Source organism: Pseudomonas sp. MBLB4136 (assembly GCF_051904765.1).
Taxonomy (GTDB): Bacteria; Pseudomonadota; Gammaproteobacteria; order Pseudomonadales; family Pseudomonadaceae; genus Aquipseudomonas.
Genome location: NZ_CP196713.1, coordinates 3,489,223 through 3,509,456, shown reverse-complemented (window position 1 = coordinate 3,509,456; position 20,234 = coordinate 3,489,223). Strand labels below are relative to the sequence as shown.

Genomic DNA, 20,234 nt, shown 5'->3' with positions numbered 1-20,234 from the left:
GTGTGAACTTCCTCATGGCATAGTTAGGCGGCTTTGCTCATTTGCTGAGCGCCTGCGCGATGCGAGACCCGGTGTTTTTGCCCAGCACCGTGCAGATGCGCTGGCCGGCGGCGATCAGCCGTTCGAGGTCGACGTCGGTGGCGATGCCCAGGCCGTCGAGCAGGTACAGCACATCCTCGCTGGCGACATTGCCGCTGGCGCCCTTGGCGTAGGGGCAACCGCCGAGGCCCGCGACCGAGCTGTCGAACACGCTGACGCCCTCCAGCAGGCTGGCGTAGATGTTCGCCAGGGCCTGGCCGTAGGTGTCGTGGAAGTGACCGGCCAGGCGGTCACGGGGAATATCCCGGCCAACCACCTCGATCAGGCGGCGGGTATCGCCGGCGGTACCGGTGCCGATGGTGTCGCCCAAAGACACCTCGTAACAGCCCATGGCAAACAGATCGCTGGCCACGCGGGCCACCTGTTCGGGGGCGATGAAACCGTCGTAGGGGCAACCGAGCACGCAGGAGACATAGCCGCGCACGCGGACGCCGTGCTGCTCGGCCGCCTCCAGCAACGGCAGAAAACGCTGCAGGCTCTCGCCGATCGAGCAGTTGATGTTCTTCTGCGAGAAGGACTCGCTGGCCGCGGCGAACACCGCCACCTCCTTGACCCCGGCCTCCAGGGCCGCTTCGAAGCCCTTCATGTTGGGCGTCAACGCGGCATAGGTGACACCCGGGCGCTGCTGAATGCCGGCGAACACCTCTCGGCTTCCGGCCATCTGCGGCACCCACTTGGGCGAGACGAAGCTGCCGACCTCGATATAGCTCAGGCCGGCGGCACTGAGCTCGTCGACCAGGCGCACCTTGTCGGCGATGCTGATCGGCTGCTTCTCGTTCTGCAGACCGTCGCGGGGGCCGACTTCGACCAGGCGGACTTTTTGCGGCAGCGTCATGGCTCTTCCTCCAGTTCCACCAGCAGGGTGCCTTCGGCGACCATCTGGCCTTCGCCGCAGTACAGCGCCTTGACCGTGCCGGCGTGGGGCGCGCGGATGCTGTGCTCCATCTTCATCGCCTCCAGCACCACCAGGGCCGCACCGGCCTCGACGACTTGGCCGGCCTCGACCAGCACCCGCACGATGCTGCCGTTCATCGGTGCGGTCAGGCCACCATGCTGGCTGTGGCTGGCTTCGACTTCGGCGATCGGATCGACGCGGCTGACAGTGCGCAGTTCGCCATGGAATTCTAGGTACAGGGTGTCGCCACGACGGATTGCCAGATGACTGCGGCGCTGGCCATCCCGTTCGACCACCAGCTGCTCGCCGCGCAGTTGCGCCGCAGACGGCGCGCTATGGCGCAGGCGCACCACCTGGCGTTCGCCGCCGCAGGCCAGGTGCAGGTCGGTCTCCGCCGGCAGGCCGGCGCGCCAGCCACTGGTGGCGCTCCAGGGCGAGTGATAGTCCTCGTGCTTGCGCCGCACCGGCTCGCTTTGGCTGAAGGCTTCGGCCGCCAGTTGCCAGAATTCGGCGGGCAGGGCGCCGGCCTCGGGCAGCAACTGCTGCTGGTGGCGGGGGATAAAGCCGGTATCCAGCTCGGCGTCGGCGAAGGCCGGATGGGCCAGCACGCGGCGCAGGAAGGCCAAATTGGTCCTGACCCCGCCGATGGCGGTCTGGTCGAGCATGGCCAGCAGGCGCAGGCGCGCCTCCTCGCGGTTGTCGCCCCAGGCGATCAGCTTGCCGAGCATGGGGTCGTAGAAGGGCGACACCTCATCGCCTTCGGCCACGCCGCTGTCGACCCTGCGTCCCTCGCCGGCACTGGCTTCACGGTACAGCGCCAGGGTGCCGGTGGAGGGCAGGAAGTCGTGGTCCGGGTCCTCGGCGTACAGGCGCACCTCGATGGCATGACCGATCAGCGGCACCTGCTCCTGGCTCAGCGGCAGCGCTTCGCCGCGGGCCACGCGGATCTGCCAGGCGACCAGATCGAGGCCGGTGATGGCCTCGGTCACCGGGTGCTCCACTTGGAGTCTTGTATTCATCTCCATGAAGAAGAAATCGCCGCGCTCATCCAGCAGGAACTCCACGGTGCCGGCGCCGACATAGCCGATGGCCTGGGCGGCCTTGACCGCCGCCTCGCCCATGGCGCGGCGCAGCTCGGGGGACAGGCCCGGGGCGGGGGCTTCCTCCACCACCTTCTGGTGGCGGCGCTGGATCGAGCAGTCGCGCTCGTTGAGGTACAGGCAGTGGCCGTGCCGGTCGGCGAACACCTGGATCTCCACGTGGCGCGGCTTGAGCACGTACTTCTCCACCAGCATGCGCGCATCGCCGAACGACGACTGCGCCTCGCGCTGGGCGCTGGCCAGGGCCTCGGCCAGCTCGGCCTCGCGTTCGACCACCTTCATGCCCTTGCCGCCACCGCCAGCGGCGGCCTTGAGCAGCACCGGGTAGCCGATCACCTCGGCGGCGGCGCGGAAGGTCTCCAGGTCCTGGGCTTCGCCATGGTAGCCGGGTACCAGCGGCACGCCGGCGGCCTCCATCAGGGCCTTGGCAGCGGACTTGCTGCCCATGGCGTCGATGGCGGAGGCGGGCGGGCCGAGGAAGAGCAGGCCGGCCTGCTCGATGGCGCGGGCGAAGCCGGCGTTCTCCGAGAGGAAGCCGTAGCCCGGATGGATGGCCTGGGCGCCGCTGGCCTTGGCCGCCGCTATCAGGGCGTCGATGCGCAGGTAGCTGTCGGCGGGCTTGGCGCCGCCCAGGTCGATGGCGATGTCCGCCTCGCGCACGTGGCGGGCGTCACGGTCGATGGCGCTGTGTACCGCCACGGTCTTGATGCCCATGGCTTTGGCGGTGCGCATCACCCGGCAGGCGATCTCGCCGCGGTTGGCCACCAGCAGGGTGTCGATATGGCTGCTCATGCTTGCGGCTCCTGCCAGCTGGGTTGGCGTTTAGTGAGGAAGGCGTTGAGGCCCTCCTGGCCCTCGGCGCTGACGCGGATGCGGGCGATGGCGTTCTCGGTGTAGCGGCGCAGCGCCGGGGTCAGCGCGCCGCTGCCGACTTCGCGCAACAGGCCCTTGGTCGCCTGCATGGCCTGGGGACTGTTCTGCAGCAGGTTGCCGACCCAGTCGGCGCAGGCCTGCTCCAGTTCCCCGGCCGCATAGCACTCGGCCAGCAGCCCCAGCTCGCGGGCCCGCTCGCCGCCGAAGCGCTCGGCGGTCAGGGCGTACCGGCGGGCGGCGCGTTCGCCGATGGCCTGCACCACGAAGGGGCTGATCACCGCCGGGGCCAGGCCGATGCGCACCTCGGACAGGCTGAACAGCGCATCCGTGGCGCCGATGGCCATGTCGCAGCAACTCACCAGGCCGACTGCACCACCAAAGGCCGCGCCCTGGACCACCGCCAGGGTGGGGATGGGCAGCTTGTGCAGGTTGTACATCAGCTCGGCCAGTTCGCGGGCATCATCGAGGTTGGCGTTGTAGTCGAGCGCCGCCGACTCCTGCATCCAGGCCAGGTCGGCACCGGCGGAGAAGTGCTTGCCGCGGCCGCGCAGCAGCAGGAAGCGCAGGCTCTTGTCCGCCTGCACCGCATCCAGGGCGAGGATCAGTTCGCGGATCATCTGCGCGTTGAAGGCGTTGTTCTTCTCCGGGCGGTTGAGCCACAGGGTGGCGACGCCGCGCGGGTCTGTTTCCAGTTGTACGGTAGTGAAATCGTTCATGGTCATTCCTGTAGGGTGCGCCCTGCGCACCGGCGGCCGAGGGGGTGCGCACGGCGCACCCTACGGGCAAAACCCATCACATGCGGAACACGCCAAAGGTCGTCGGCTCGATCGGCGCATTGAGCGCGGCGGACAACGCCAGGCCGAGTACCTCGCGGGTCTGCGCCGGGTCGATGACGCCGTCGTCCCACAGCCGTGCGCTGGAGTAGTAGGGGTGGCCCTGGCGCTCGTACTGCTCGAGGATCGGCTGCTTGAGCTTGGCCTCGTCCTCGGCGGAGAAGGCCTGGCCGGCGCGCGCCGCCTGTTCGTGCTTGACCTGCACCAGCACGCCGGCGGCCTGTTCGGCGCCCATCACGCCGATCCGCGCGTTCGGCCACATCCACAGGAAGCGCGGGTCGTAGGCGCGCCCGCACATACCGTAGTTACCGGCGCCGAAGCTGCCGCCGATGATCACGGTCAACTTCGGCACCTTGGCGCAGGCCACCGCGTTGACCAGCTTGGCGCCATGTTTCGCAATCCCTCCCGCTTCATATTTCTGCCCGACCATAAAACCGGTGATGTTCTGCAGGAACAGCAGGGGAATGCCGCGCTGGCAGGCCAGCTCGATGAAGTGCGCGCCTTTCTGCGCCGATTCGGCGAACAGAATCCCATTGTTGGCGAGGATCGCCACCGGGTAGCCGTGCAGGTGGGCGAAGCCGCAGACCAGGGTGGCGCCGAACAGCGCCTTGAACTCGTCGAACGCCGAGCCGTCGACCAGCCGCGCGATCACCTCGCGCACATCGAAGGGCTGCTTGGCGTCGCTCGGAATGATCCCGTACAGCTCATCGGCGTCGTACAGCGGAGCGATCGGCTCGCGGTTGTTGAGCACGCCCTGCTTGCGCCAGTTGAGGTTGGCGATGCTACGGCGGGCCAGGGCCAGGGCGTGCTCGTCGTTGTCGGCATAGTGGTCGGCCACGCCGCTGGTCTTGCAGTGCACGTCGGCGCCGCCGAGGTCCTCGGCGCTGACCACCTCGCCGGTGGCGGCCTTCACCAGCGGCGGGCCGGCGAGGAAGATGGTGGCCTGGTTGCGCACCATGATCGCCTCGTCAGCCATGGCCGGCACATAGGCGCCGCCGGCGGTGCAGGAACCCATGACCACGGCGATCTGCGGGATGCCCATGGCCGACATGTTGGCCTGGTTGAAGAAGATCCGCCCGAAGTGCTCGCGGTCGGGGAACACCTCGTCCTGGCGCGGCAGGTTGGCGCCGCCGGAGTCCACCAGGTAGATGCAGGGCAGGCGGTTCTGCTGGGCGATGGCCTGGGCGCGCAGGTGCTTCTTCACGGTCAGCGGGTAGTAGCTGCCGCCCTTCACCGTGGCGTCGTTGGCCACGATCATGCACTCGACGCCCTCGACCCGGCCGATGCCGGCGATCACGCCGGCGGCCGGTACGTCCTCGCCGTACACCTCGTGGGCGGCCAGCTGGCCGATCTCGAGGAAGGGCGAGCCGACGTCGAGCAGGCGGTTGATGCGCTCGCGCGGCAGCAACTTGCCGCGCGAGGTATGGCGGTGCTGGGCCTTCTCGCCGCCGCCTTCGTGGATGCGCGCCAGCAGGCTGCGCAGGGCGCCCACCTGCTCGAGCATCGCCGCGCGGTTGGCGGCGAACTCCGGTGAACGGGTATTGATCTGGCTATGCAGGATGGTCATGTGCGCTTCCTGTAGGGTGCGCCGTGCGCACCGTTGCCCTTGTACCGGTGCGCGCGGCCTCGCGGCCGCGCACACCTTACGGATCACTTGGTTTCGTTGAACAGCTCGCGGCCGATCAGCATGCGGCGGATCTCGCTGGTGCCGGCGCCGATCTCGTAGAGCTTGGCGTCGCGCCACAGGCGGCCGACGGGAAACTCGTTGATGTAGCCGTTGCCACCGAGAATCTGAATTGCCTCGCCCGCCAGCCAGGTGGCTTTCTCCGCGGCATAGAGGATGACTCCGGCGCAGTCCTTGCGGACCTGGCGTAAATGGCTACTGCCTTGGGCGTCGAGGTGTTTGCCGACCGCGTAGAGATAGGCACGGCAGGCCTGAAGGGTGGTGTACATGTCGGCGACCTTGCCCTGGATCAGCTGGAACTCGCCGATGCTCTGGCCGAACTGCTTGCGGTCGTGGATATAAGGCACCACCACGTCCATCGCGGCCTGCATCAGCCCCAATGGACCTCCGCTGAGCACTGCCCGCTCGTAATCGAGACCGCTCATCAGCACCTTGACGCCTTCGCCGACTTGGCCCAGTACGTTCTCCTCGGGAACCTCTACATCCTGGAATACCAACTCGCCGGTGTGCGAACCACGCATGCCAAGCTTGTCCAGCTTCTGCGCACAGCTGAAGCCAGGCGCGCCCTTCTCAAGAATGAACGCGGTCATGCCTTTGGAACCGGCGCTCAGGTCGGTCTTCGCGTAGACCACCAGTACGTCACAATCGGGGCCGTTGGTGATCCACATTTTGTTGCCGTTGAGCACATAGCGATCGCCGCGCTTATCGGCACGCAGCTTCATCGACACCACGTCGGAGCCAGCATTGGGCTCGCTCATGGCCAGGGCGCCGATGTGTTCGCCGCTAACCAGCTTGGGCAGGTACCTAGCCTTCTGCTCGGCAGTGCCGTTGCGGTTGATCTGGTTGACGCACAGGTTGGAGTGGGCGCCGTAGGACAGGCCTATACCCCCCGCGGCGCGGGAGATTTCTTCCATGGCAATCATGTGCGCCAGATAACCCATGCCTGAACCGCCGTATTGCTCGGGTACGGTCATACCGAGCAGACCCATTTCGCCGAACTTGCGCCAGAGGTCCATAGGAAACTGATCGGTGCGGTCTGCGGCTTCAGCGCGAGGTGCGATTTCTTTAGCTGCAAAGCTGGCAACGGAATCGCGCAGCATGTCGATATCTTCACCGAGGAAGAAATTCAGTCCGGGCAAATGGCTCATGGTCCAGCTCTCCTGTATTGGTCGTCGATTCTTCGGTTCATGGTGCCGATGACAGCAGTGCGGCCTGGCAGCGCTGTTCGGCGGTGTTCAGCTCCAGCTGCATGTGCTGGATGTCCTGCATCTGTTGCGCGAGTTTCTGCCGGCGTGCGGCGATCTTGTCCAAGAGTCGGCTCAACTGCTTGCGATTGCCGCCTGCGGGGTCGTACATGCCGATCAGCTCCTTGCATTCGGCCAGCGAGAAGCCGATACGCTTGCCGCGCAAGATCAACTTCAGGGTGACCCCGTCGCGCAGCGAGTAGATGCGCTCCTGGCCGCGCCGCTGGGGTACGAGGAGGCCCTGCTCCTCGTAGAAGCGGATGGTGCGGGTGGTCACCTCCATCTCGCGGGCGAGCTCGGAAATGCTGTAGGTCCTTGGCATGCTCACGCGGGTATTACCTTTACGTTAACGTTTGCCCGGTGCCGCCGATTTAACCGCGGCTGCATCACCAGGCGGCTAAGCGTTCGACAGCTGTGTCTACTGTGATCCGCAGCTGTGCGCAGGGCCCTCGTGGGAAGGCCCTGCCGCCCGATCAAAGTTGGGTCGCGTGGATCCGTACGGGTTTATCGGCCAGGCCGGCATCGTGGAACTGATCTGCATGGCGCCATTGCTCAAGCAGTCGTGCCTTCTGCTGTTGCGCGTGAGCCAGGTAGCGTTCCTTGACCGGGCCATAGCCGCGCACGGCATCTGGCAGGCTGGCCAGCTTCACTGCGATCTCGAGCTTTTCCGGGCTGAGGTCCGTTAGCAGTTGCTCGAGGATCTGTTCATAGCTGTGCAGCCACTCGCGCTCGACTTTGCGTTCGTGGGTGTAGCCGAACGGATCCAGCCTGGTGTTACGCAGGAATTTCAGTTTGGCCAGCAGCTTGAAACCCTTGAGCATCCACGGGCCGAAGCTACGCTTGGTCGGTTCAGCGCCGGGGGCGGCCTTGTTCAGCAGCGGTGGCGCAAGGTGGAAGCGCAGGCTGTAGTCACCCTCGAACGTTGTTTCGATTTTCTTGAGGAACTCGCCGTTGGTGAACAGGCGTGCCACTTCGTACTCGTCCTTGATGGCCAGGACCTTGAAGTAGTAGCGCGCCACCGCCTCGGTGAGTGGACCCGGCTGGCCGGACAGGGCCGATTCCGCTTCCCTGAATTGCTCGACTCGATCCCGATAGCGTGTGGCCAGGGTTGCATCCTGGTACTCGGTGAGGAAGTCGGCACGCCGGGTAATGCTTTCCTCCAGGCTCTGCGACAGTTGGCGCCCGCTGCTCTGGACCTTGCTGGTCTCGAGGTTGCGCTGTACCCGAGGCAGGTCGACGGCCGCGCGGCGGCCCCAGGCGAAAGCCGCACGGTTGAACGCTACTGCCGTACCGTTCAGCTCGATGGCCTGCAACAGGGCGTCCTCGCCCACCGGCAGCCAGCCTTTCTGGTAGGCAAAGCCGAGCATGAAGGTGTTGGTGGCAATGGAGTCTCCCATCAGCGCGGTGGCGATCCGGCTGGCGTCGATAAAGTTGGCTTGACCGTCACCCACCGCCTCGCGGATTTGCGCGGCCATGTCCTGGCTTTGGAACTTGGGATCTGGGTTGGCTTGCAGATCTCCGCTTTCCGCCTGCTTGGCGAAGCTGCGCACGAAGGCACTGGTGATGCTTTCCTCGCTGTTGACCAATGCGTGGGTGATGCCCTGACGCAACTTCGTCAGGGTTTCACTGTTGGCACTGACCACCAGGTCGCAGCCGAGCAACAGGCTGGTTTCACCCTCGGCGATGCGCGGCGCGAACAGCTGCTCCTGGCGCGCGGCGATGCGGATGTGCGACCACACCGCGCCGCCTTTCTGCGCCATGCCGGCCATGTCCAGGTTGAGCGCCCCCTTGCCTTCGATAAAGGCCGCCATGCCGAGCAGGGCGCCGATGGTGACCACGCCGGTGCCGCCGACACCGGTGACCAGGATGCTGTACGGCTCGGCCAGGTCGAGTGGCGCGGGTTGCGGCAGGTCCCAGTGTTCTTCGTTGTTCTCGGCCAGGGCCTTGGGCTTGCGCAACTGGCCACCTTCGACGGTGACGAAACTCGGGCAGAAGCCGGACAGGCAGGTGAAGTCCTTGTTGCAGGAAGACTGGTCGATCTCGCGCTTGCGACCGAACTCGGTCTCCACCGCGACCACCGACATGCAGTTGGATTTGCTGCTGCAGTCGCCGCAGCCTTCGCACACGGCCTCGTTGATCACTACGCGGCGTGCCGGGTCGGGGAACTTGCCACGCTTGCGCCGGCGACGCTTCTCGGCGGCGCAGGTCTGGTCGTAGATCAGTGCCGAGACACCGGGGAACTCGCGCAGTTCGGCCTGACAGGCCTCCATCCGCTCGCGGCCGTAGACCGGCACGCCTTCGGCAAGGTCCTTGATCTCGCGGTATCTGCCTGGGTCCTCGCTGACCACGATAATGCGCTGTACACCTTCGGCAGCCAGTTGGCGGCTGATTTGCGCCACGCTCAAGGTGCCGTCAACCGGTTGGCCGCCGGTCATGGCGACTGCATCGTTATAGAGAATCTTGTAGGTGATCCGCGACTTGGCGGCTATCGCCGCGCGGATCGCCAAGAGGCCGGAATGGAAGTAGGTGCCGTCACCGAGGTTGGCGAATACGTGCCGGGTTTCGGTGAACGGAGCCTGACCGATCCAGGTCGCGCCTTCGCCGCCCATCTGGCTGAAGGTCTGGGTCTGCGGGTAGATCCAGGCCGCCATGTAGTGGCAACCGATGCCGGCCAGAGCGCGGCTGCCTTCGGGGACCTTGGTCGAGGTGTTGTGCGGGCAGCCGGAACAGTAGTGCGGCAGCCGGTCCATCAGGTTGTTGAAGTGCCCCTTGCACGCCAACTGGGCGTCGAGGACCGCCAGTCTTACCTGCAACTGGCCGTTCTGCTGCTGACGCAGAATGCGTCTGGCCAACGCGCGAGCGATCTGCGCCGGGGTCAGTTCACCGATGGCCGGCAACAACCAGTCGGTGTGCGGTAGGCTCCACTCGCCTTTATCATCGAACTTGCCGACGATGTGCGGGCGTACGTCTTCGCGCCAGTTGTAGAGCTCTTCCTTCAACTGGTACTCGATCAGGTGACGTTTTTCCTCGACCACCACGATCTCTTCCAGGCCATCGGCGAACTGGCGCACGCCGTCGGCCTCCAGCGGCCAGATCATGCCGACCTTGTACAGGCGCAGTCCGAGTTGCTGCGCCATGGCCTCATCGATGCCGAGAATCTTCAGCGCCTGGCAGACGTCGAGGTAGGACTTGCCGGAGGTGATGATGCCGAGGCGCGCCTTGGGCGAGTCGAGGACGATACGGTCGAGGCGGTTGGCCTTGGCATATGCCAGTGCGGCATACAGCTTGTGCTCGAGCAGGCGCTGTTCCTGCGCCAGGGGCGGGTCCGGCCAGCGAATATTGAGGCCGCCCTCGGGTAGCTCGAACTCGGGGATGATCGGCTGCACGCGGTGCGGGTCGAGGTCGACGATAGCTGCGCTTTCCACGGTGTCGGCGACCGCCTTGAGTGCGACCCAGCAACCGGAATAACGCGACATAGCCCAACCGTGCAGGCCGTAATCGAGGTATTCCTGTACCCCGGACGGCGCCAGCACCGGCATCATCACCGCCTTGAAAATGTGCTCGGTCTGATGCGGCAGGGAGGAGGAGCGGGCACCATGGTCGTCGCCGGCAATCGCCAGCACGCCGCCGAACTTGGACGTGCCGGCGGCATTGGCATGACGAAATACGTCGCCGCAGCGATCCACGCCCGGACCCTTGCCGTACCACATGCCGAATACGCCATCGTACTTGGCGCCTTCGAAGATGTTGACCTGCTGGGTGCCCCATAGCGAGGTGGCGGCGAGGTCTTCGTTGACCCCGGGTTGGAACACCGTGTGATGCTGCTTGAGGTGATCGCGGGCTTTCCACAGGGCTTGATCGAAGGCACCCAGGGGCGAGCCGCGATAACCGGAGATGAACCCTGCAGTATTGAGACCGGCGTCGAGATCGCGCTGGCGCTGCATCAGCGGCAAACGTACCAGCGCCTGGATGCCGGTCAGCAATACTTTCCCGCTTTGCTGAACGTACTTGTCGTCCAGGGACGGTGACGTGCTCATGGCTAACCTCCAGTCTTGTTCTTATAGACGAGTGCTGTCTCCCGTAGAGAGGGGGGCGCTCAATAGATATGAACAGATTGTCTGTTAGTGTTCTGTTATTCTAAAGACATAAAAATTTGTTATAGGTATTTGATAAGCAGATACCGGATGGTCGTGCACACAAGGCGTCATCCATTCGTGCTGAGATGTGAGGTCGCCAGTCCCAGCGCTCCTGGCGCTTCGGGGGAAACAGTGGGCTGTCCTGCGTGATCGGCATGGTCATCCGTATCGCAGCCAATGCTGAAGGACCCTGGGCTCACGGCGTAGCAGGTCGTGCAGGTATGCAGCAGTTGCCGAGTTTCGCTAATTCTCGGGCGTTTGCCGGTGGCCACGTCATTGGCCTGCGGGCACCCAGTATTGCCGCTCAGGCCCTGACGACGCCGACTTTGCCCGTCTGGTCTGCATCTATACGCGCGTAGAGCCTTTCGTGCTTCAACCTCGCAACCTTGTCGGCATGGCTCGGAGCTGGGGCCGAGTCCGATATCGCCGTCTTCCTTATCACACGCCATTTCGGCATGCCCGCTATAGCCCCCGATCGATGCCCATCTGGGGCTGAGCAACACCAGTTCCGCTGAGCACCACCCCGGTTAGGGGGCTTTCTGCGCATGGCTGGCCGCAGCACCACACCGCTCGGGTACGTTGTGCTCGGGCCGCTGCTGTCGTTGAGGCTCGGCGCCTGCCCGGTGTTTATGGCGGAAGAGGTTGCGCTCAATGCACAAAAATATGGACAAAGCACGAGAAACTGTTCAATTTGTATCGGTGGATGAGTGCCAACAACAAGAATCTGTGATGGAGGCAATATGCGTGCTGCTGTGATTTCCGAGCGCAATGTTCCACCGGTGGTCGGTGAGTTCCGCGAGCCCGAGCCGCAGGAAGGCTCGGTGCTGATCGAGGTGGATACCGCCGGCCTGGGCGGCTGGGATGTGCTGGGCGCCTACCGTCTGGGCGTGGAATACCCCTGTGTGATTCGAGGCGAGGGCGTTGGCCGTGCCCCCGATGGCCGCCGCGTGTATTTCGGCGAGCGCTCGCTGTTGCCGTTCGGTGCCTGGGCCGAGCGTACCGTGGTGCCGGCCGCGGAAGTCTGGGATGTGCCGGACGACGTGGATGACAAGACCGCCATTAGCATGGGCATTGCCGCCACCGGCGCCATCGTCCCGCTGGAGCAGGCGAAGATCCAGAAAGGCGAGAAGGTGCTGGTCCTCGGGGCCACCGGCACCCTCGGTCAGATCGCCCTGCAACTGGCCCGCGGCATGGGCGCAGGCAAGGTGGTGGGCGCGGCGCGCTCCGAGGAAGCCTTGCTGCGGTTGAAGTCACGTGGCATCGCCGACGAGGTGGTGACCCTGGGCGGTGCCGATGACGCGGCCGCGCTCAAGGATGCCTCTGGCGGCGGTTTCGATGTGGTGCTCGACCTGGTCTGTGGTCATCCGATGCTGACATCGCTGAAGGCGACCAACTGGGGGGCACGAATCATGACCATCGGTACCGGTGCCGGGCGTCAGCTCAACCTGGACATCGCCGACCTGCTGTTCCGAACCCTATCGTGTATCGGTACCGGCCAGCGTCCGCCTGCCGATCGCGAGCAGATCTGGAGACGCTTATTGAAGATCGCCAAGGAGCAGCAGATCCAGGTCGATTATGTCGACTATACCCTGGACCAGGCCGCCGAAGCCTGGGCGGCGCAGCAGGTCGGTCCCCATGCCAAGATCACTGCACGCATACGCGGCTGATCGAGTTTCTCTCAGGTGGGGGCTGCGTGGCGCGACAGCCGCTGATCGCATGCTCAGTTGTCGCGCTGCCGGCGAAACCCTGCGGGCGCCATGCCGAACTGGCAGGCGCCGCGCTCGAGGTAGGGCCCGGTGCCATCGGGGATACCCTGAATATCGGCCGGCAGGCTTGAGCTGTCGGTTAGCCCTGTCGTAGAAACGGCGCAGACTCTGGCCGTGGCTACGGCGCCAGAGTCCATCGGGGCAGCGATGCATTGGGCACTAATCTGCTTCGTATCCGCAGTGACAAGTTCCGTGCATGGTCACCCTTCAGCCGCTCCTGTAATTTGATGCTGAACTCCTACCGGGCGCGAAAGCCCTGGAACTCTGGCCCAACTGGGAAGCTCCACGGCTTGACTTATGAATGCTGGACGTGGGGCAGAGAAATTGATGGCTAAAGGAAAAGACATTTCCATGCGGCAACTCCGCTACTTCGTGGCGGCGGCGGATGCCGGACAGTTCTCCCAGGCGGCGCTCAAGGTGCATGTCTCGCAGTCGGCGATCACTGCGGCGGTCCTGCAACTGGAGCAGGCGCTCGGCGTCAGCCTGTTTGAGCGCCTGCCCCATGGTGTCGCCTTGACCGCCGAAGGCAACAAGTTCGCCCAGCACGCCCGCCACATCCTCGACACCCTGCAGGATGCGCTGAGCGAACCGCTGTTTCTCGGCCACTCGATGCAAGGGGTGGTGCGAGTCGGGGCGTCCTATACGGTACTCGGCTACTTCCTGCCTGCGTTGCTGGCGCGGTTCAAGCGCAGCTACCCGCAGGTGGAGATCGATCTGCACGACATGGATCGACCGAGTATCGAGGCTGCGGTTCTCGATGGCGAGTTGGATCTTGGCTTGGCCATCATTTCCAATACCCGGAATTTGACGCGTTTCGAGCACCATGTGCTGATCCGCTCGCGGCGCCAGTTGTGGTTGTCCAGTCAGCATCCGCTGAATGCAGTATCGTCAATCACGTTAGCCGACGTGGCGGAGCATGCGTACATCATGGCGACCGTGGACGAGGGCGAATCCTCGGCTTTGCGCTATTGGCAGTCCCAGGGGCTGATGCCCAAGGTGGCGTTTCGAACCTCGTCGATGGAGGCGCTGCGCGGGCTGGTCGCCCACGGGTTTGGCGTGACCATTTTGTCCGACATGCTCTACCGCGCCTGGTCGCTGGAGGGCAAGAAGATCGAGAGCCGGCCACTAGTCGACGCGATTCCAGCCATGGAGCTTGGCCTCATCTGGCGGCCGGAAGTACAGGCGACTGAACCCGTTGAGGCGTTCAGGCAGTTCCTGATCATGGCCTGCACGTCCTGATAGGAGCTCGGCCGACAATCCAGATCAGCAGCTAGCTGTCTCCAGAGCCGGCCGAGCAGGGCGGTGCGGGTTAGGGCGTCAGGTTTAACTGTGCATCGATGGCGCGCCGCAAGCCGGGGTCGTCGGCCGCGATATCCGGGGCAAAACGCCCGACTACCCGACCTTCGCGGCTGATCAGGAATTTCTCGAAGTTCCACTGTACCGCCGGCGGTGCTTCCGGCTCGATGCCGTAGCCTTTCAGGCGCTCACGCATCGGGCCGTCGCCGGTCGCAGTCGGGCAAGCGGCGGTGAGTGCGCTGTAGAGCGGATGCTGCTCGGCCCCCGTCACCGCAATCTTGGCGAACAGTGGAAATTGCACCTTGTAGTTTAGGCTGCAGAACGCCTGGATTTCTTCATCGCTGCCGGGCTCCTGGCCGCGGAAATCGTTGGCTGGAAAACCCAGTACTTCGAACCCCTGTGCACGCTTCTCTTCATAGAGCGCCTCGAGGCCTTCGTACTGCGGGGTGAGCCCGCATTTCGAGGCGACGTTGACGACCAGCAGCACCTTGCCCTTAAACGGTTCAAGGGTAAGGCTGGAGCCTTCGATGGATTTGAGCGGGATGTCGTAAAGCGACTGACTCATGGCGTCGATCCTGATCCGTTGGATGGTTGGTTTTTCACGACTTGGCGCTCCCTCGAGCTGGTAGGCATACGAGGGAGGGCAGTTTCGATGCTTAGGTCTTGTCGTTGCGTTCCTGAATCGCGGCGGCGAAATCGCGTTTCAGCGTTGGGAAGTAGGCGATCTGCCCGCCCATGCCGCCGGCAATATCGATCGAGGCGGCGCTGATGAAGCTGGCGTATTCGCTGGCCAGGAACAAGGCCATGCCGGCGACGTCCTCGGGCCTGCCGTATCGTCCGATGGGCACCACCTTCATGACCATGGCATCGAATTCCTCGCGGCTTACGCCCGGTCCCATTTCCTTGTGATGGCGCCCCCACTGCCCGGTGTCGATCCAGCCCATGTTCAGGCTGTTGACCAGGATGTTGTCCTTGGCCAGGGACATGCCCAGCGAGCGCGACAACGCCACGCAGGCGGCGCGGTTGATCACGGACGGAATGCCGTCGGGGGTCGGAACGGTGCCGGCCAGGGCGTTGATCTCGATGATTCGCCCCCATCGCTGTTCGCGCATGAAAGGCACCACCGCCTGGACAAAGCGGAAATGCCCCATCTGCAGAATGTTGGCATGTTCGAGGATGTCCTCCGGCGTCAACGTATCCAGATTGCCGCCCTTGCCCTGACCAGCATTGTTGACCAGGACATCAACGCCGCCCCACCTATCTGCCACTTCCTTGACGAATGCCTGAACGGCCAGGCTGTCGGTGACATCGACTGCGCGGGCGATGACGGCCTGGGCCGTTGCTTCCAGGGCCGAACCGGCCTCGGCTACGGCGCTTGCTGTGCGAGCGCAGATCGCGACCATCGCACCTTCTGCGGCAAAGGCCTGGGCGATGGCGCGGCCGATACCGCGGGAAGCACCTGTCACGATCACGCGTTTACCACGGAGATCAATATTCATGAGTCCTCCTTCTCAGTGGGAGTGGAGCCATAAGAGGTGTATGTCCCCCTCGTGGGCTGCGCTGTGCAGCTCGGATGCCAAGCTAATCTAAGCTAAACAGAGACACAGAATATAGGGTTGTTGAACAAAAAATCTATATGTGTTCATCTGATCCTGTCCTGCGATCGCAGCTTTCTGGCGTGACGCTGTCGTAAGGGGGTATGACCTAATCTTGTCCTGTCATGACGTTCTCAGTGGTTGTGCAGAACAAATATAGAAATTCTGTATAAAGAATTTTAATCTGTATGTGGAATTATGCGGTTTTGTGCGCTATGGTAGTCCTCACGCTTAAAGGAACGGTTATGCGCTTTGTGTGCAGATAAGCTAGCGCGAAGTCGGACTCAGGATGCGCAGGCGTACGGGTAGTTATTCCTAAATTGTTGAAAACAAGAACAAAAGGAGCTGGTATGAAGATGATGAGTAAGCTTAGTCGGGCCTCAATGCCGCGCAGCGCCTTGGCGCTTGCGATCATGAGTTGTGCTGGAGGCGCCTCGGCGATGCAGATCGATGTCGGCAACCCGGACATCCGCATGCGCTGGGACAACACCGTGCGCTACAACCTGGGCTGGCGCATGGAGGACCAGGACCAGAAGATCCTCAACAACCCGAATTTCGACGAGTCCGACGGCAAGTTCGACAAGGGCGACATCGTGACAAATCGTCTGGATGTGTTGACCGAGTTCGACGTGTCCTACAAGAGCGATTTCGGCGGGCGTGTCAGCGCTGCCGGCTGGTACGACAACGCCTACGATGACACCTCGGTCGAGAGCAGCGTCCCTAGGCTGGCCACCAGCTACAACAACAATCGCTATAGCCGCGAAGTAGAGCGCTACGCCAATGGTCCGTCGGGCGAGATCCTCGATGCTTTCGTCTGGGGCAACTTCAATATAGGCGCGGCCCCGGTCAACATTAAGGCGGGTCGCCATGCGTTGTTCTGGGGCGAGGGCTTGCTGATCGGTGCACATGCGATGTCCTACTCGCAGGCGCCTGTGGATGCGGTGAAAGCCGTAACCAGTCCGGGTATCGAGACCAAAGAAGTGTTTTTGCCTATCGGTCAGGTCTCGGCCAAGGCGCAGGTCACCGATAACCTGTCGCTCGGTGCGCAGTACTTTTATGAGTGGGATAACACCCGCTTCCCTTACGGCGGAACCTATTTTGGTGCTGCGGACTCGTTCTTCGAGGGACCCGATCGCCTGCCGGCGGCCCCCGGCTTCAACCTCAACCATGCGACCTCCAAGCGCGGTCGCGATGGCCAGAACTGGGGTGTGATGGGCAAGCTGGACATCGAGGCCATCGAGGCCACCGTCGGCGCCTACTACCGTGAGTTCGATGATTACCAACCGTGGCTGGCACCGCAGGTCAACCTGGCGACTCGCGAGTACCGGCTGGTCTATCCGCGCGATGTCAAGCTCTATGGCCTGAGCATATCCACCGCCGTTGGCACGGCGTCGGTCGGTGCCGATCTGTCCTACCGCAAGGGCGGTGCGCTCAACGCTACCGGTGTAAGCCTGGTGGATGACGAAGGTCCGCGCGGTGACACCATTCACTTCGTGGCTAACGCTATTTATGGCGTGCCGCGTTACTGGCTGGCCGACAATTCGACGCTGGTGGCCGAGTTTGCCTACAGCCATCTGGACAAGGTCACCTCTCACGAGGAGCTGTACAAGGGTGAAGGCTTCGCCGGGTGCCGGGATGTCCAGACAGGTGGGGCCGGCGACAAGTCCGATGGCTGCTCGACCAAGGACTACTACGCCGTTGCGGTGAACTACACCCCACAGTACGTGGAAATTCTGCCCTCCTGGACCCTGGATGTTCCGCTGACGGTCAACTACGGCCTGAACGGCAACGCCGCCAGTGCCGGCGGCGGTAGTGAAGGCGCGCTCTCCTGGTCGGTTGGCGCCAAGATGACCTACCGCTCGCTGCATGAGTTCAGCCTGCGTTATGCCGACAGCTCCGCCCAGGAGAAAAACTCCAGAAACATCAACGGCGCGCGCATGGTCAACGGCAACGGCAACGTCGGCGGTACCGACCGTGGCTGGTTGTCCCTTACCTACAAAACCTCCTTTTAATAATTCCAAGATCGGAGCACAGTCATGAAACTCCAACTCGCATTTAGCCTCGCCTTGAGTGGTTTGTCGGCGTGTGCACTGGCGGCGGTCAGCCCGCAAGAGGCGGCCGAACTGGGTAAGACCCTGACCCCTTGGGGGGCAATCCAGGCCGGTAACGCCGAAGGTACGATCCCTGCCTATGAGGGTGGCCTGCGTGAGGCCCCCGCAGGCTTTCAGCCGGACAGTGGCTTTTGGGTCGACCCCTACAAGGACGAGAAGCCGTTGTTTCGGATCACTTCGAAGAACCTGGACCAGTACGCAGACAAGCTGAGCGAGGGCCAGAAGGCCCTGCTGAAGAAGTACCCGGACTACTACCTGGATATCTATCCCAGCCACCGTACAGCTGCCTACCCGCAGAAAGTGGTCGACGCAACGGTGCGCAATGCCACTGGCTGCAATATCCAGAAGGACGGCTTGGCGGTTGATACGGCCTGTCGTGGTGGCCTGCCGTTCCCGATACCCACCAGCGGTAACGAGGTGCTCTGGAACCAGCAGCTGCGTTACAAGATCGGTGGCGGTTATTCGACGACGTCCTCGTCCAACAGCTGGGTCATCGACACCAACGGCCAGGTCACCAAGAGCGCCGAGCAGGCGACCTTCGAGGAGATGCCGTACTACCAGGTCGACCAGGCCGATCGCGATCCGCTGATGTATGCCCGGGTCTTCTCGCTGAACATGTACCCGGCGCGCCGAGCCGGCGAAGTGATCGTGCTGGCCGACTACCTCGATCCGCTCGCTAAGCCGCGGCGTGCCTGGAGCTACACCCCGGGTCAGCGGCGCATCAAGCTTGCGCCGGAGTTCGCCTTCGATACTCCGGTGGCCAGTCAGGGCGGTGTAACTCTGTTCGATGAGCTGCAGATGTTCTCCGGCAGCCAGGAGCGCTTCGACTACAAGCTGGTGGGCCGCAAGGAGATGTTCATTCCTTACAACGCCTACAAGTTCTACTTCGATTGCAAGCAGGACGCCCAGTTTCTCGAGAACCACGCCAATCCGGAGTGTGAACGCTGGGAGCTGCACCGTGTGTGGGTCGTCGAGGCAACGCTCAAGCCGGGCAAGCGCCACGTATACAGCAAACGCACCTACTATCTCGACGAGGATACCTTCGGTGTAGGTCTCTATGACGCCTGGGACAAGAACAATGCCCTGTACCGTGCGATGTTCCTCAGTGGTGTTCAGCTGTACGACAAGGACATTCCCTACAACGTCAAGAACGTCATCTATGACTTCAACAAGGGCATGTACGCCCTGATCAACGACGGGCTTAAGGGCGGCTACAAGTTCGCCGCGGAACCACGTTCCGAGCGCGAGATGAAGCCCGAGGCGATCGTATCCCGGGTAACTCAACGCTAAGTGCGTTAGGGCGTATCGACGCGAGTCGATACGCCGAACCTGAGATCTTGCTGACAGTGGATCGCGGCCCCTCTGCAACTCTTTGTGGGGGCCGCAGCCGCTGCGTGGTTGAGGATAAAAATAATGATTGGCCGCGATTTTGAGATGTTCCGCCTGCTGCGGAAGTCTTCACTGCTGTGTCGTCTGCCCTATGGACTGAGGTTGCTTGGCGCCGTGTCGCTTGTCAGCGTGCTGGCGAGCGTTCCTGCCCAGGCAGCATCGACCGCTATGGTCGATTCGTTGCACAAGCCGGCACCGCAATTCGATCTGCGTCTTCCTGCGCCGGTCATTGGTGTGGCGCGTGCGGGCGATGAGCTGATCAGCGTCGGCCCGCGCGGCCTGATTCAGCGTTCCTCCGATGGCGGCAGAAATTGGGTGCAGGTGCCGAGCCCAGTCTCCAGCGACCTGGTTCAGGTGCGCTTTCGTGATGCCCGGCATGGCTGGATAGTCGGCCATGACTCGGTACTGCTGCACAGCAGTGACGGTGGTAGCAGTTGGAAGGTACAGCTGGACGGCCGCAGCCTGTTGAATTTGCTGCGCGAGGTGTATGGCCGACGTGCCGACAACGGCGATCAGGTTGCGGAGGACATGCTGGGCGAAATCGGTCTGGCTATGAGTACGGCGGCAAGTCCGGATGTGTTGGCCGCGCCCTTGCTGGATGTACTGTTCGATGCCCGTGGCTACGGTTTTGTCGTCGGCGCTTTCGGCATGATCCTGCACAGCAGTGATGACGGTGCGACCTGGGTGCCCTGGATCGAGCGGACCGATAACGATAGACGCATGCACCTGTATGCCCTGGCCGAGCATCAGGGAGAGTTCTTCGTCAGTGGCGAGCAGGGTGTGGTTATGCGCCAGGACCAGGCGTCCGGTCGCTTCGTCATGATGACAACTCCCTACACCGGCACTTTCTTTGGCGTTCGCGCTTTCAGTGATCTGTTGGTGGTGCACGGCCTGCGCGGCAACCTGTTCGTTAGCCGCAATCAAGGGCAGGACTGGCAGAAAGTCAGAACTGGCCTAAAGGGCGGTCTGGTCAGTTCGGTCGAACACGATGGCCAGCTGATATTGGTCAGTCAGAGTGGCGAGATGGTCGCCATGGACCGTCGCAGCCTGGAGGTCAGCCCTCTGCACGTGGCGAAGGCCGGAGAGGTGTATGCAGCCAGTGCAACTTCCAAGGACAACGAGTTGGTAGTGGCCCGTTTTTCCGGCGCTAAGGTCGTCGAGATCGCCAAGGCGAAATGATTCGCCGGCACGATTCCTCAATGAGTGAGCAGAC

General features: G+C 63.2%; 14 protein-coding genes. 5 read left to right on the top strand and 9 right to left on the bottom strand.

Annotated features, from left to right (window positions below):
• Window positions 1-37: 37 nt before the first annotated feature.
• The 7 genes from ACSX1D_RS15890 to ACSX1D_RS15860 form a co-directional block, all read right to left on the bottom strand.
• The gene (locus ACSX1D_RS15890; protein ID WP_439859429.1) at window positions 38-934 is read right to left on the bottom strand and encodes a hydroxymethylglutaryl-CoA lyase; all 897 of its coding nucleotides are present in this window, start codon (window positions 932-934) and stop codon (window positions 38-40) included.
• Complete coding sequence (locus ACSX1D_RS15885; RefSeq protein ID WP_439859428.1) at window positions 931-2,886, bottom strand: acetyl/propionyl/methylcrotonyl-CoA carboxylase subunit alpha; 1,956 nt, start codon at window positions 2,884-2,886, stop codon at window positions 931-933. Before ACSX1D_RS15885 ends, ACSX1D_RS15890 begins: the two co-directional genes overlap by 4 nt.
• Window positions 2,883-3,683, bottom strand: coding sequence for a gamma-carboxygeranoyl-CoA hydratase (locus tag ACSX1D_RS15880; protein WP_439859427.1), 801 nt, complete (start codon window positions 3,681-3,683; stop codon window positions 2,883-2,885). Before ACSX1D_RS15880 ends, ACSX1D_RS15885 begins: the two co-directional genes overlap by 4 nt.
• 76 nt (window positions 3,684-3,759) lie before the next feature.
• A complete protein-coding gene (locus ACSX1D_RS15875; protein WP_439859426.1) occupies window positions 3,760-5,367 on the bottom strand; it encodes a carboxyl transferase domain-containing protein in 1,608 nt (535 codons plus the stop codon).
• Window positions 5,368-5,450: 83 nt separating this feature from the next.
• A complete protein-coding gene (locus ACSX1D_RS15870) occupies window positions 5,451-6,632 on the bottom strand; it encodes an isovaleryl-CoA dehydrogenase (protein ID WP_439859425.1) in 1,182 nt (393 codons plus the stop codon).
• A gap of 37 nt (window positions 6,633-6,669) precedes the next feature.
• A complete protein-coding gene (locus ACSX1D_RS15865; RefSeq protein ID WP_439862342.1) occupies window positions 6,670-7,050 on the bottom strand; it encodes a MerR family transcriptional regulator in 381 nt (126 codons plus the stop codon).
• Window positions 7,051-7,201: 151 nt separating this feature from the next.
• Window positions 7,202-10,765 carry an indolepyruvate ferredoxin oxidoreductase family protein gene (locus ACSX1D_RS15860; protein ID WP_439859424.1) on the bottom strand — a complete coding sequence of 1,188 codons (3,564 nt, stop codon included), beginning with the start codon at window positions 10,763-10,765 and terminating at the stop codon, window positions 7,202-7,204.
• 839 nt (window positions 10,766-11,604) lie between these two features.
• On the opposite strand from ACSX1D_RS15860, the gene ACSX1D_RS15855 reads away from it, so the two are divergent.
• Both ACSX1D_RS15855 and ACSX1D_RS15850 read left to right on the top strand, forming a co-directional pair.
• Entirely contained in the window at window positions 11,605-12,531 is a 927-nt protein-coding gene (locus ACSX1D_RS15855; RefSeq protein ID WP_439859423.1) for a quinone oxidoreductase family protein, read from the top strand.
• 426 nt (window positions 12,532-12,957) lie between these two features.
• The gene (locus tag ACSX1D_RS15850; RefSeq protein WP_439862341.1) at window positions 12,958-13,869 is read left to right on the top strand and encodes a LysR substrate-binding domain-containing protein; all 912 of its coding nucleotides are present in this window, start codon (window positions 12,958-12,960) and stop codon (window positions 13,867-13,869) included.
• A gap of 70 nt (window positions 13,870-13,939) precedes the next feature.
• On the opposite strand, the gene ACSX1D_RS15845 is transcribed toward ACSX1D_RS15850, so the two are convergent.
• Window positions 13,940-14,491 carry a glutathione peroxidase gene (locus ACSX1D_RS15845; protein ID WP_439859422.1) on the bottom strand — a complete coding sequence of 184 codons (552 nt, stop codon included), beginning with the start codon at window positions 14,489-14,491 and terminating at the stop codon, window positions 13,940-13,942.
• A gap of 91 nt (window positions 14,492-14,582) precedes the next feature.
• Window positions 14,583-15,425, bottom strand: coding sequence for an SDR family oxidoreductase (locus tag ACSX1D_RS15840; RefSeq protein WP_439859421.1), 843 nt, complete (start codon window positions 15,423-15,425; stop codon window positions 14,583-14,585).
• Window positions 15,426-15,871: 446 nt separating this feature from the next.
• On the opposite strand from ACSX1D_RS15840, the gene ACSX1D_RS15835 reads away from it, so the two are divergent.
• From ACSX1D_RS15835 to ACSX1D_RS15825, 3 genes are all read left to right on the top strand, one after another.
• Window positions 15,872-17,533, top strand: a complete 1,662-nt coding sequence (locus ACSX1D_RS15835) for a DUF1302 domain-containing protein (protein WP_439859420.1) — start codon at window positions 15,872-15,874, stop codon at window positions 17,531-17,533.
• 24 nt (window positions 17,534-17,557) lie between these two features.
• Window positions 17,558-18,922: a DUF1329 domain-containing protein gene (locus ACSX1D_RS15830; RefSeq protein ID WP_439859419.1), complete on the top strand. Its 1,365-nt coding sequence runs from the start codon at window positions 17,558-17,560 to the stop codon at window positions 18,920-18,922.
• 123 nt (window positions 18,923-19,045) lie between these two features.
• A complete protein-coding gene (locus ACSX1D_RS15825) occupies window positions 19,046-20,200 on the top strand; it encodes a WD40/YVTN/BNR-like repeat-containing protein (protein ID WP_439859418.1) in 1,155 nt (384 codons plus the stop codon).
• The last annotated feature ends 34 nt before the right edge of the window (window positions 20,201-20,234 follow it).